11 protein-coding genes are annotated in these 13,428 nt (G+C 68.0%); 9 read left to right on the top strand and 2 right to left on the bottom strand.

The window, feature by feature from the left end; all coding sequences use genetic code 11:
- The first annotated feature begins 42 nt into the window (after positions 1-42).
- The 3 genes from AC5P67_RS07360 (at position 43) to ubiM (ending at position 2,262) form a co-directional block, all read left to right on the top strand.
- Positions 43-603, top strand: a complete 561-nt coding sequence (locus AC5P67_RS07360) for a DUF4019 domain-containing protein (RefSeq protein ID WP_043034835.1) — start codon at positions 43-45, stop codon at positions 601-603.
- 11 nt (positions 604-614) lie between these two features.
- A complete protein-coding gene (locus AC5P67_RS07355; RefSeq protein ID WP_005412709.1) occupies positions 615-1,004 on the top strand; it encodes an MAPEG family protein in 390 nt (129 codons plus the stop codon).
- Positions 1,005-1,083: 79 nt separating this feature from the next.
- Complete coding sequence (ubiM, locus tag AC5P67_RS07350; protein ID WP_043034836.1) at positions 1,084-2,262, top strand: 5-demethoxyubiquinol-8 5-hydroxylase UbiM; 1,179 nt, start codon at positions 1,084-1,086, stop codon at positions 2,260-2,262.
- An 11-nt stretch (positions 2,263-2,273) separates the two neighbouring features.
- Here the strand turns inward: ubiM and AC5P67_RS07345 are convergent, their stop codons facing one another.
- Positions 2,274-2,495, bottom strand: coding sequence for an RNA-binding S4 domain-containing protein (locus AC5P67_RS07345; RefSeq protein ID WP_005408703.1), 222 nt, complete (start codon positions 2,493-2,495; stop codon positions 2,274-2,276).
- Between the two features lie 267 nt (positions 2,496-2,762).
- On the opposite strand from AC5P67_RS07345, the gene AC5P67_RS07340 reads away from it, so the two are divergent.
- From AC5P67_RS07340 to AC5P67_RS07315, 6 genes are all read left to right on the top strand, one after another.
- The gene (locus AC5P67_RS07340; protein ID WP_043034837.1) at positions 2,763-4,718 is read left to right on the top strand and encodes a DEAD/DEAH box helicase; all 1,956 of its coding nucleotides are present in this window, start codon (positions 2,763-2,765) and stop codon (positions 4,716-4,718) included.
- A gap of 218 nt (positions 4,719-4,936) precedes the next feature.
- Positions 4,937-7,360, top strand: a complete 2,424-nt coding sequence (locus AC5P67_RS07335; protein ID WP_495214437.1) for a putative bifunctional diguanylate cyclase/phosphodiesterase — start codon at positions 4,937-4,939, stop codon at positions 7,358-7,360.
- A gap of 109 nt (positions 7,361-7,469) precedes the next feature.
- Positions 7,470-9,134, top strand: a complete 1,665-nt coding sequence (locus AC5P67_RS07330) for a sensor domain-containing diguanylate cyclase (protein WP_087803328.1) — start codon at positions 7,470-7,472, stop codon at positions 9,132-9,134.
- Positions 9,135-9,168: 34 nt separating this feature from the next.
- Positions 9,169-9,891, top strand: coding sequence for a pseudouridine synthase (locus AC5P67_RS07325; protein WP_005408708.1), 723 nt, complete (start codon positions 9,169-9,171; stop codon positions 9,889-9,891).
- Between the two features lie 144 nt (positions 9,892-10,035).
- Entirely contained in the window at positions 10,036-11,106 is a 1,071-nt protein-coding gene (locus AC5P67_RS07320; RefSeq protein ID WP_087803326.1) for a sensor domain-containing diguanylate cyclase, read from the top strand.
- Between the two features lie 163 nt (positions 11,107-11,269).
- Complete coding sequence (locus tag AC5P67_RS07315; protein ID WP_024956273.1) at positions 11,270-12,430, top strand: AAA family ATPase; 1,161 nt, start codon at positions 11,270-11,272, stop codon at positions 12,428-12,430.
- A 45-nt stretch (positions 12,431-12,475) separates the two neighbouring features.
- Here the strand turns inward: AC5P67_RS07315 and AC5P67_RS07310 are convergent, their stop codons facing one another.
- Positions 12,476-13,423, bottom strand: coding sequence for a DMT family transporter (locus AC5P67_RS07310; protein ID WP_012479593.1), 948 nt, complete (start codon positions 13,421-13,423; stop codon positions 12,476-12,478).
- Between the last annotated feature and the right edge of the window lie 5 nt (positions 13,424-13,428).

The raw sequence follows: 13,428 nt of genomic DNA, 5'->3' as shown, positions 1-13,428 counted from the left end.
CTGGCGTAGACTGCGGTTCTCTCCAGAAAACCGGCGGTGTCCATGAAGCGCGTGCTCCTGCTGCTGTCCCTGCTGCCCCTGACCGCATTGGCGCAGGCACCTGCGCCGGCCACGCCTGCGCCGGCCACGCCTGCACCGGCTCCGGCACGCCCGGCCCCGGCCTCGCCAGCGGCTGCGAAGCCAGCCACCGCCGGTGCTCCGGCGTTGACCGCTGCACAGCAGGCCCAGGTGCAGAAACAGGATGCCGAGATGGGCGCTGCTGCACTGAAAGCCGCACAGCTGGTCGATGCCAACCGCGCCGGCGAACTGTGGGATGGCGCCTCCGCCGTCGCGCGCCGTGCAGTACCGAAGGCCGCATTCGTCAGCCAGCTGACCACCGAGCGCACGCGCCTGGGTGCGCTGGCTGGGCGTGGCCAGCCCACCATCACCCGGGTCAAGTACAGCGCAGGTGCCGCAGTGCCGGAAGGGCTGTACATCAACGTCAGTTTCCCGACCCGTTTCGCCAACAGCGCGCAGCCGGTGCGCGAGCTGGTCTCGTTCCGTTTCGACGAGGACCAGGTGTGGCGTCTGGCCGGTTACAGCCTGCGTGCGTCGGCACCCTGAGGAGATGAATGATGGCAACTGAATTGACGATGCTGGCCTGGTCGGTCCTGCTCGGCTTCGTTTACATCTTCGCCACCTCCACCGTGGTCACCCGCGAGCGCGGGATGAAGTGGAATGCCTCGGCACGCGATGGCGACGCAAAGCCGGTCAGCCCACTGGCCGGGCGCCTGCAGCGTGCGCAGGCCAATTTCCTGGAGACGTTCCCGTTCTTCGCCGCCGCCGCCATCGCGGTGGTCGTGGCCGGTCGCGGCAACGACACCACTGCACTGGCGGCGCAGGCCTACTTCTGGGCGCGTGTGGTCTATCTGCCCCTGTACGCCGCAGGCGTGCCCTACGTGCGCAGCCTGGTGTGGCTGGTGTCGCTGCTGTCGATCCTGGCGCTGGTGTTCGCACTTCTGTAAGTCGGCCTGATCCAGATCAAGGCCGCTCAGGTGCGCGGCGCTATGCTGGCGCGGACTGAATCAACGGCAGGAGGCGCGCATGCGCAGGATGGACGTGGTGGTGGTCGGCGCCGGACCGGCAGGTCTGTGCTTCGCGCGCGCGCTGGCCGGCAGCGGGCTGCAGGTCGGGCTGGTCGAAGTGCAACCGCGCCAGGCCCTGGCCGAGGCCGCCTTCGATGGCAGGGAGATCGCGTTGACCCATGCCTCGCGGCAGAGCATGGAGCAATTGGGTCTGTGGCAGCGCCTGCCGCAGGCCGAAGTCGCTGAACTGCGCGATGCCAAGGTGATGAACGGCGGCTCGCCGTTCGCGCTGACCTTCGCCAGCAGTCAGGTCGACGGCCAGCCGCTGGGCTGGCTGGTACCCAACCATCTGATCCGCCGTGCCGCATGGGATGCGGTGCAGGGCCAGGACGGCGTGGAACTGTTCGACGGGCGCAAGGTGCAGGGCGTGCAAGCCGATGCGCAGGGCCACGTTGTCAAACTCGATGACGGCAGCCAACTGCATGCGCGGCTGCTGGTGGCCGCTGACAGCCGCTTCTCCGCCACCCGCCGCATGCTCGGCATCGGTGCGCAGATGCGCGACTTCGGCAAGTCGATGCTGGTGTGCCGCATGCAGGTCGAGCGCGACCATCGCCACACTGCCTGGGAATGGTTCGGCTACGGCCGCACGATGGCGCTGCTGCCGCTCAACGAGGGCCAGGCCTCGGCGGTGATCACGCTGCCGCCGCGGCAGATCGACGCGCTGCTGGCGATGGACGAGGTGGCCTTCGGCGAGGCCATCAGTGCTTGCTTCGAACATCGGCTGGGTCGGATGCAGCCGGTGGCCACGCCGCAGGCGTATCCGCTGGTAGGTGTGTACGCGCACCGTTTTGTTGGCGAGCGTTCGGCGCTGATCGGCGATGCCGCCGTCGGCATGCACCCGGTCACCGCGCATGGCTTCAACCTGGGCCTGGCCAGCGCACAGCGGCTGGCGCAGGGCATCGTCGCGCAGCAGCGTCGCGGTGCCGACATTGCCGCCGCCGGCATGCTGGCCAGCTACCAGCGGGGTCACCGGCTGGCGTCGCGGCCGCTGTACGAGGCCACCAATGCGATCGCCAGCCTGTACACCGACGATCGCCGCCCGGCGCGACTGCTGCGGGCGGCCGGCCTGCGCCTGGCGCAGGGCGTGGCACCGTTCAGGCAGCTGATTGCCTCGCACCTGACCCAGCGCGTAGCCTGAACAGCCTCACATCAGCCGGCGGCCAGCACCCGGATCTGGCTGTCGGCGAACTCGACCACCTGGCCTGCGCGGATCTTGCAGGCCTTGCGCAGTTCGACTTCGCCGTCGACCCGCACCAGGCCTTCGCTGATGACCATCTTGGCTTCGCCGCCGCTGGTGACCAGGTCGGCCAGCTTGAGCAGCTGCTTGAGTTCGACGTAGTCACCGTCGAGGTCGAATTCGAGAATCTGCATGGAGCGGGGTTCCTGGGAAGAGGGGCGCAGGCCAGCGGCCGGGCCGGGAAGAGGGCGCGTATTGTGCGCCAGCACGGGGCATGACGGCACGCGCACGGAAAGCTGTACGCCTCGTTCAGGATCAATGCGGTATCATCCCGCTCTGAGCGAGTGAAATCTCCTCCGACCGAGCAGCGCCAGGGCACGCGATAAGAAGGGCGCCCAAAGCGCGGACCATCCCTTTTTTATCGCACTGCCAGGAAGACGGCAGTGCCTTCGGAGTTCCCCATGTCCCAAGATTCCCAAGCGCCGCTGCAGTTCGCGCAGCTCGGCCTGTCCGAGCCCGTGATGCAGGCGGTCACCGCCATCGGCTACGAAACCCCGTCGCCGATCCAGGCCGCCACCATCCCGGCGATGCTGGAAGGCCGCGACGTGCTGGGCCAGGCCCAGACCGGTACCGGCAAGACCGCCGCGTTCGCGCTGCCGGTACTGTCCAACATCGACCTGCAGCAGATCAAGCCGCAGGCCCTGATCCTGGCGCCGACCCGCGAACTGGCCATCCAGGTCGCCGAGGCGTTCCAGTCCTACTCGTCGAAGATCCCGGGCTTCCGCGTGCTGCCGGTGTACGGCGGCCAGCCTTACGGGCAGCAGCTGTCGGCGCTGCGCCGTGGCGTGCATATCGTGGTCGGTACCCCCGGTCGCGTGATCGACCACCTCGACCGCAGCACCCTGGACCTGTCCGAGCTGAAGACCCTGGTGCTGGACGAAGCCGATGAAATGCTGCGCATGGGCTTCATCGACGACGTCGAAGCGGTGCTGAAGAAGCTGCCGGAGCAGCGCCAGGTGGCCCTGTTCTCGGCCACCATGCCGCCGCAGATCCGCCGCATCGCGCAGACCTACCTGCAGGACCCGGTGGAAGTGACCATCGCGGCCAAGACCACCACCTCGGCCAACATCCGCCAGCGTTACTGGTGGGTGAGCGGCATGCACAAGCTGGATGCGCTGACCCGCATCCTGGAAGTCGAGCCGTTCGACGCGATGATCATCTTCGCGCGCACCAAGGCCGGCACCGAAGAACTGGCCAGCAAGCTGCAGGCCCGTGGCCTGGCCGCTGCCGCCATCAACGGCGACATGCAGCAGGCCCAGCGTGAGCGCACCATCGCCATGCTGAAGGAAGGCAAGCTGGACATCCTGGTTGCCACCGACGTGGCTGCGCGCGGCCTGGACGTGGAGCGCATCAGCCACGTGCTGAACTACGACATCCCGTACGACACCGAAAGCTACGTGCACCGCATCGGCCGTACCGGCCGTGCCGGCCGCAGCGGCGAGGCGATCCTGTTCGCCACCCCGCGCGAGAAGGGCATGCTGCGCCAGATCGAGCGCGCCACCCGCCAGCCGATCGAAGAGATGCAGCTGCCGAGCGTGGAAGCGGTCAACGACAACCGCATCAACAAGTTCACCACGCGCATCACCGAAACCCTCGGTGCCGGCGGCCTGGACTTCTACCGCCAGCTGCTGGAGCGCTTCGAGAACGAGCAGAACGTGCCGGCCATCGAGATCGCCGCCGCGCTGGCCAAGATGCTGCAGGGTGACACCCCGTTCCTGCTGCAGCCGCCGGTGCGTGCCCCGCGTGAAGAGCGCGCCCCGCGCGAGCGTTTCGACCGTGGCGACCGTCCGGAGCGTGGCGATCGCTTCGACCGCAACGAGCGTGGTCCGCGCTTCGAGCGTGGCCCGCGTCGCGACGACGCCGAAGGTGGTTTCGAGCAGCGTCCGCGCCGTGAGGTTCCGCCGCGTGGTGCACCGGAGCAGGGCATGGAGACCTACCGCATTTCGGTGGGCCACCAGCATGGCGTGAAGCCGGCCAACATCGTCGGCGCCATCGCCAACGAAGCGGGCCTGGAAAGCCGCTTCATCGGCCGCATCGACATCCACGACGACTTCTCGCTGCTGGACCTGCCGGCACAGATGCCGCCGGACGTGCTGTCGCACCTGCAGAAGGTGTGGGTGTCCGGCCAGCAGCTGCAGATGCGTGCGCTGGCTCCGGGTGAAGACACCAACCCGGCCCCGCGTCCGTTCAAGCCGCGCTTCGACAAGCGTGGCCCGGGCGGCCCGGGTGGTCCGCGTCGTGGTAGCCCGGGTGGTCCGGGTGGTCCGGGTGGCCATGGTGGCGACCGCGGCGGTGACCGCGACAGCCGCCCGCCGCGTCGTGACGGCTTCAAGCCGCGCGGCCCGCGCAGCTTCTAAGCCGCACCCGCAGCCGTCCATAACAACGCCAGCCCCCGGGCTGGCGTACAGGAAAAGGGGACGGAGGGGATTAAGTCGTAAATGGCAGGCCATGCGCTTATGCCGAAAACGACTTAATCCCCTCCGTCCCCTTTTTCGCATGGCCCACACATTGCCGGTCATAGGCTGGGCCGGTTCCAAGGCAGGTTGTCACCGCAGCACATTCGGGGGGATCCGGGATGGGTAGAAGTGGCACGGACCAGCAGAGCCGGCGGGTGCCGATGACCCGTGGGCTGGGATTGCGCTTTGCGTTGTTGACGGGCATGGCGATCGGGTTGGTCGCGTTGTCCGCGTTGATCCAGGAACTGCAGGCAGCCTCGACCGCCTGGATTGCCGGCCAGGGGTACTGGTCACGAGGGCAGCAGGATGCAACCGCTGCGCTGAGCCGCTACCTGGCGCGTGGCCATGCCCAGGACCTGGATGACGCGCGCCAGGCGCTGTGGATTCCATTGGGCGATCTGCAGGCCCGGCTGGCGCTGGAACAGGCGGTACCGGACGAGGAAAAGGCCAGGCAGGGCTTCCTGCAGGGTGGCAACGCGCGCGCCGATATCCCGCGCCTGGTGTTCTCGTTCCGCTATGCACGCGACATCGGTGCATTCCGGGAAGCAACCACGCTGTGGCGACAGACCGACGATGATCTGTTGGCCGTGCAGCGGCTGGTTGCCGAGCTGCAGTCGGGGCACGCCCAAGGCGTGCTGCCAGCGGCGGACCGCGATCGGTACCTGCAACAACTGCGTGATCTGGACCGGCGGCTGCAGGTGCAGGCGCAGGCATTTTCGCAAGCGTTGCTGCGCATGGCCACGATGGTACGGATCGCCACGCTTGTGGTCGGCGGGTTGTCGGTGCTGGCGATCAGCCTGATGGCGGTGGCCCTCGCGCGCCGCGTCGGCAAGGACCTGACCGAGCATGAAAGCCGCTTCCGTGCGGCCTTCTACCAGGCCAACGTCGGCATGCTCAAGCTCGACACCGACGGCAAGGTGATCGAAGCCAACCAGGCGATGGCCGACATCCTCGACTACCGACGCGACGTGCTGCTGCAGATGTCGCTCGGCGATCTGTTGATGGAAGGCGAACTGGTCATCGATGGCGTCGGCCGCATCGACTGGGACCGGCAGCTGCGGCCGAGCGAACTGCGCTTCTGCCGCCGCGATGGCAGCCTGGTGTGGGGGCGCTGGAGTGGCACCGGTGTGCGCAGCGCGGGAGGTGGCCTGTCGGTGTTTGCGATCATCGAGGATGTCAGCCAGAACCATGCATTGGCACGTGAGATCGAGCATCACGCCAGCCACGATCCGCTGACCGGCCTGATCAACCGCCGCGAGATCGAGCGGCTGCTGGAGCGTGCGCTGCTGCAGGTACGCAGTGATGGCGGTACGCATGCGCTGTGCTACATCAACCTGGACCACTTCAAGCTGGTCAACGACAGCTTCGGCCATGCCGCCGGTGACCAGATGCTGCGCAGTTTCGCCGACTATCTGGTGGCGGCCGTGCGTGACGGTGACTGGGTCGGCCGCCTGGGCGCCGACGAGTTCGCCGTGTTCCTCGCCCATGCCGGGCAGGACGAAGCCAAGCGGGTGCTGCAGCGGGTGATCCGCAACCTGGGCCAGGCCACGTTTCCGATCAGCGAGGGCAGCCCGCAGCTGAGCTGCAGCATCGGCGTGGTCGAGGTCAGTGCAGATGCGCCGGACGTGAACTGGTTGATGAGTGCTGCCGACAGCGCCTGCTATGCCGCCAAGCAGGCCGGGCGCAACCGCGTGCACTGCTTCAATGAGAACCGCATGGCGCTGGAGGAGCGGCGGCAGGAGGCCGAGCGCCTGCAGGGCGTCAGCCTGGCGATGGCCGAGAATCGCATGCTGCTGTATGCGCAGCGCATCGCCCGCGTGGGCGATCCGTCCTACCTGCACTACGAGGTGCTGGTGCGCATGCGTGGTACCGATGGCAGTCTGCATCTGCCCGGCCAGTTCATGCCGGCGGTGGAGCGCTATGGCATGGCAGTGGCGCTGGACCGGCACGTGCTCGGGCTGCTGTTCCGCCACCTGCAGGTGTGCCCGGCGCACGTGCGCCAGCTGGGCCTGTGCAACGTCAACGTGTCCGCGCAGTCGATCGCCGAGCCGGGATTCCTCGCCTTCGTCTGCGACCTGCTCGAGCGCAACCGCGCGCTGGCCTCCAAGTTGTGCTTCGAGATCACCGAGACCGCGGCGATCAGCAACCTCAGCCAGGCCCGCGCCTTCATCGATGCGGTGAAGGCACGGGGGTGCCGGATGGCGCTGGATGACTTCGGCTCCGGCCTGTCTTCCTTCGGCTACCTGCGCCAGTTGCCGGCGGACATCCTGAAGATCGACGGCGCCTTCGTGCGCGACATGGATACCGACCCGGTCAGCCACGCCACGGTGCGCGCGATCAGCGAGCTCGGGCGCGAGCTGCAGATGGAAGTGGTGGCCGAGTGGGTGGAGACCGCCGAGGTTGCCGGTGCGCTGACCCGGCTTGGCGTGCAAGGGCTGCAGGGCTATGCCATCGAACGGCCGCAGCCGCTGGAGCGGCTGACCCTGGTCGATCTGCGCCCGGTACGGCTGGTCGCGGTGAAGGGGCCGCCGGCGGCTGGCTGAACCGCGGGCGCCGACTTTGGTCTACACATGCGCGGCGTGCCCGGCTGCGATAATGCGCGCCAGGGGCGGCGCGCAGTGGGCGCGGACGTAAGCAGGAACAGGACGTGGCGTGGGCGGCAGGCAGTGGCGGTATGGAACAGGAGCGGTGCTGGCCGTCCTGATGGTGTGGTTGGCGTTGCCGTGGCCGCTTCAGGCTGCAGAGGCCGTGTCGGGCCATGATTATCTCCTGGTCGGCGGCGCTACCGACGAGCCGACGCCGCACCGCGCATGCACGCCGCAGATGCTGTCCGGCGCCCGCCAGCAGGTGCTGGTACCGGCTCCGCCGCAGGGCTGGTCAGGGCAACCGCAGGCGCTGGACGTGTTCAACGTCTTCGCCGGTGAAGTGCGCGTCCAGCATGGCGACCGCGAGATCTGCGGCAACATGCACGATGCGCGCACCCGCGATTCACGTTTCCGGGCTGGCATCGGCCTGGTGGCCGTGCCGCCGGCCGGCAGCCATGAGCCGTTCCTGGTCTCCTGGCAGACACCGCTGAAGGCACGTTGGGTGCCGACCCTGCGGCTGGGCGCGCCCAGCCCGGTGCAGCAGAACGACACCGCCCGCCTGCTGGTGCGCGCGGCCTGCATCGCGGTGGCGATCGCGCTGGCGCTGTCGGCGTTGATGGCCTTCCTGACCACCCGGGACCGCAGTTTCCTGGTCTACATCGCCGGCACCACCGTGATGGTGCTGTGGCAGGCCATCCTCGGCGGGCTCAGCGGTTATCCGGAACCCTGGCTGCCGGTGGGCGAGCACGGCGCCTGGTGGCTGCTGGCGCTGACCGCTGCGACCCAGGCACTGGTGCTGCCGGCGCTGTGGCGGCTGAACGGAGGCGACCGCGTGCTGCCTCGATCGCGCCCGGCCCAACTGGCGGTGTTGTGGACCCTGATGGCGCTGGCCGTGCTGGTGCCGTGGCTGCGCTCGGAGCATCTGGCCTGGGTCGCGAAGGGCTTGCAGGTGTCCTATCTGTCCGGATGTGGCCTGGCACTGATGGTCGGCGTCTGGGCACGCTGGCGCGGCGACCGTTGGGCACAGGCGGGTCTGGCCGCGCTGGCACCGATGCTGGTACTGATCATCGCCGATGCCTGTGGTGCTGCGTGGCTGCTGGAATACCGGGTGGAGGCGCTGCAGCTGGCGGTGACCTGGCTGTTGATGATGGCCGCCTATGCGTTGAACCAGCGGCTGGGCCGGCTGCGCCAGCAGCGTGATGAACTTCGCCAGCTGGCCGAGACCGATGGCCTGACCGGGCTTCCCAACCGTCGCGCCGGACTGCAGCAGCTGGCCCGCCATCTGGAACGGGTGGACCGTGAGCGCGGCCCGTTGGTGATCGGCTTCCTCGACATCGACCTGTTCAAGGACATCAACGACCGCCACGGCCACGCAGTGGGCGACCAGGTGCTGGTGGCGGTGGCGCGTGCCCTGCGCGCGGCGGTGCGCAGCCAGGACGAAGTGGTGCGGATGGGCGGCGAAGAGTTCCTGCTGCTGATGCCCGGCATGCCGCGCGAGGCGGCGTCGGCACGGCTGGACCGCCTGCGCCAGCGCATCACCGAGGCTGGCCAGGCCCTGCAGGTGCCGGGGCTGGAGGTGACCGCCAGCATCGGCCTGGCGCAGTGGCGACCGGGCGAGGACGATCTGGCCGGGCTGCTGCGGCGCGCCGACCATGCCATGTACGTGGCAAAGCGGGCGGGCCGCAACCGGGTCTTCGACGGTGAGGAGCTCGATCCGCCCGCCCTGGCATGAAGCGCAGCGGGCGGCGATGCCGGATAATGGGCCGATGACCACCCGACTCAACAAACATATCGCCGACACCGGCTTCTGCTCCCGCCGCGAGGCCGATCGCCTGATCGCCGCGCGCCGCGTTACCGTCAACGGCCATCCGGCCGGTACCGGCGCGGTGGTGGGCGAGGAAGACCAGGTGCTGGTCGACGGCCAGCCGCTGCGCGCCCGCGTGGCACGCAAGCCCGGCGCCCGCCGCCACGTCTACATCGCATTGAACAAGCCGGTAGGCGTCACCTGCACGACCGAAACTTCGGTCAAGGGCAACATCGTCGACTTCGTCGGCCACGAACAGCGCATCTTCCCGATCGGCCGCCTGGACAAGGAATCCGAGGGGTTGATCCTGATGACCAGCAACGGCGACATCGTCAACCAGATCCTGCGCGCCGAAAATGGCCACCAGAAGGAATACCTGGTGGCGGTGAACAAGCCGGTCACCGATGAGTTCCTGCGCGGCATGGCGCGCGGCGTGCGCATCCACGACCAGATGACGCTGCCGTGCAAGACCTCGCGCATCGCCAAGTTCGGCTTCCGTATCACCCTGCAGCAGGGCCTGAACCGGCAGATCCGCCTGATGGCCGCCGAATTCGGCTATCGCGTGACCCAGCTGCGCCGCGTGCGCATCGACAACATCAAGATCGGCGCGCTGAAGCCGGGCCAGTGGCGCAACCTGACCGAGCAGGAACTGCAGGGCCTGCTGCCGAAGCAGCTGGACTGGTAACGCGCGGTAGTGCCGGCCGCTGGCCGGCTGCTCCAGGCATCGAATGAGTGCGGGATGCCGGCCAGCGGCCGGCACTACCCGTCGTGCGGTTTACGCGCCGGCATCAGCTAGACTTTGCAGTGACCTGCCGGAACGTGACGCTGCATGATCAAGCCCGACAAGCCTGCCAACGAAGCCCTTCGGCTCCAGGCGCTGTACCGCTACCGGATCCTTGATTCGCAGCGCGAGAAGTCATTCGACGACCTGGTGGCGATCGCCAAGGCGGTCTGCGGTACCTCGATGGCAGCGGTGACCCTGATTGACGTCGAACGGCAATGGTTCAAGTCGATCCAGGGCATCGACGCGGCGGAAAACCTGCGCAGCGAATCGATGTGTGGCCACGCCATCCTGCAGCCGCACGAAATCATGGTGGTCGAGGATGCGTTGCAGGACATCCGCTTCCATGACAACCCGGTGGTGACCGGCGACCCGCACATCCGCTTCTACGCCGGTGCGCCGCTGATCAGTTCCGATGGCCTGCCGCTGGGTACGCTGTGCGTGTTCGATGCACAGCCGCAGCACCTGCCCAGCGACAAGGCCGAGGCGCTGGCCGCGCTGTCACGGCAGGTGATGCTGGTGATGGAGCTGCGTCGTTTCGCGCTCGACATCCAGAAGCACATGCTGGAACGCGATGACTACGAGCGCCTGCTGTCGGAGTACCAGGACGTGCTGCTGGCGCAGAATGCCGACCTGGCCGAACAGAGCCGAACCGATGCGCTGACCGGCCTGCCCAACCGCCGCGCGATGGCAGCGGCACTGCAAGAGGCGGTGGCGGAGATCGATGGGCAGCCGGGAGTAGCCTGCGTGGCCCTGCTGGACATCGATCATTTCAAGCACATCAATGACTTCCAGGGCCACGCCACCGGCGACCGGGTACTGGCTGAGCTGGGCGTGCTGCTGCGTTCGCATTTTGCCGGCCGTGGTATGGCCGCGCGCTATGGCGGCGAGGAGTTCGTGGCGGTGATGCCGGGCACTGATCTGCGCACGGCCGAACTGCAATGCGAGTTCCTGCGCCTGGCCGTGGCGGATCTGCCGCTGGGATTCCCGGTCACGATCAGCATTGGTGTGGCCCAGCACCAGCCCGGTGAAAGCGTGGATGAGATGCTGGCGCGCGCCGACAAGGCGCTGTACCGGGCCAAGGGCAACGGTCGCAACCGGGTGGAGCTGGCGGGCTGAAACACGGCGGTTCGCGCGTTGAACGCATGCGACGCGTGGATGACTCGATGCCGCTCCAGTAGATCCACGCCATGCGTGGATGCTCTTCCCGTTTCACTTGGCGTCGCAGCTCCTGCGATCAGAACCGGCCAGCATGACGTCCCTGTTTCCACGGATACCAGCCATGCTGCAGACCCTGGCCATCGCCCACTATCGCTCGCTGCACGGGCTGGTACTGCCGCTGCAGCCGTTGAACGTGGTCACCGGTGACAACGGCAGTGGCAAATCCAGCCTGTACCGCGCGCTGCGCCTGCTGGCGGAAACCGCCCAGGGCGGCGTCGCGGCGGTGCTGGCCCGCGAAGGCGGGCTTGGTTCGGCGCTGTGGGCCGGCCCCGAATCCATCGATCGCCGGGTTGCGGCCGGCGAGATCCCGCTGCAGGGCGGACCCCGGCAGGCGTCAGTGGGGCTGAAGCTGGGATTCACCACCGACGAGTTCGGCTATGCCATCGACCTGGGCTACCCGCCACCCAGCCGTTCCGCGTTTGCGCTGGATCCGCAGATCAAGGCGGAGGCGATCTGGGCCGGGCCGTTCCTGCGCAGCGCCAACCTGCTGGTCGATCGCCGTGGGGCAATGGTGCGCCAACGCCATGCGCACGGCTGGGATCTCGTGGATGACCGGTTGTCGCTGTTCGACAGCCTGTTCACCCAGGTCGGCGATCCGCAGCGCATGCCGGAAACCATCGCCCTGCGTGAGTACATCCGTCGCTGGCGCTTCTACGATCATTTCCGCAGCGACGCCGATGCCCCGGCGCGACAACCGGCGATGGCAACGCGCACGCCGGTGCTGCATCACGACGGGCGGGATCTGGCGGCGGCCTGGGTGACCATTCTCGAGATCGGAGATCCGGTTGCGTTGGCACGCAGTGTCGATGATGCCTTCCCCGGCGCCACGGTCGGCTTCGAAGAGCTGGACGGTCGACTGGCCCTGCGATTCCACCAGCCCGGGCTGCTGCGGCCGTTGTCGATGGCCGAATTGTCTGACGGTACCCTGCGATTCCTGCTGCTGGCCGCGGCACTGCACACGCCGCGGCCACCGCCGCTGCTGGTGCTGAACGAGCCGGAGACCAGCCTGCATCCGGACCTGCTGCCGGCGCTGGCGCGGCTGATCATCGCCGCCAGTGCGCGCAGCCAGGTGTGGGTGGTGTCACACGCCAGCCGGCTGATCGCGGCGTTGGAGCAGGCGCCGGGCTGCCACTCGCTGCATCTGCACAAGGAGCAGGGCCGCACGCTGCTGAGCGGGCAGGGCCTGCTGGATGCGCCGGCCTGGCATTGGCCGCAGCGTTGAGACATCGATCCGGATCCGGTAGATCCACGCCATGCGGGGATGCACTCAATCGGCGATGTTGCGTGCTTCGGCCGTGCCAAGGATTTCCGGGTGCTGCACCGGCTTGCGGCGGTTCAGCAGCGGATGCAGGAACACCGCGCCGACAATGATGGCCACGCCCAGGTAGAACCACGGCGTGACCTCGTGCTGCTCGCGCAGCAGCACCACCGCCAGCACCACCGCATAGACCGGCTCCAGGTTGGTCACCAGTTGAACCGTATAGGCGCTCAGGTGGCGCAGCGCGACCAGGGCCAGGGCGAACGGCAGCAGCGTGCAGAACCCGGCCAGCACCAGCAGCAGGATGCCGTCGTGCAGATTCGGGACCACCCACAGCGGGCTGGCCAGTGCTGGCAGCAGGTAGGGCATCAGCGGTGCCAGCAGGGTCAGGGTGAGGGTGCCGGCCCCCAGCTCCAGGGCGGTGACCGTGAGCGGATCGGCGTGGCTGACCATGCGCTTGTTGAGCGAGCCGAACACCGCTACCAGCAACGCCGAGATCGCGCCGATCAGTACACCCAGGCGCATGCCATCGGGCACGCCACCCACCACCAGCGCCACGCCCGGCAGTACTGCCAGGCCGAAGGCCAGTTCACGCAGCTGGAACGGCCGCTTGGCCACCCACGGTTCGATGATCGAGGTGAACACCGGCGCCAGCGCGATGCACGTGGCGGCCACCGACGCGTTGGCCAGCTTCACCGCACCGTAGAACGTCAGCCAGTGCAGGGCAACCAGTGCACCGATGCCGGCGTAGCCGGCCACCAGCCGCAGGGGCAGGGTGCGCAGCCCGCGCCACACCCGTGGCAGCAGCGCCAGCATCGCCGTCACCAGCAGCATGCGCCACCACACCAGCGGCAATGCGGGCAGGGTGATCAGCTTGCCGAGGATGGCGGTGACGCCCCACAGCAGGACACAGAAGTGGATCTGCCACAGCGCTTTGCGGGTGTCGGGTGTGCTCATCCGCC

The organism is Stenotrophomonas sp. YJH_SMC_21, assembly GCF_059369555.1.
This window is presented reverse-complemented; position numbering and strand designations above follow the sequence as displayed.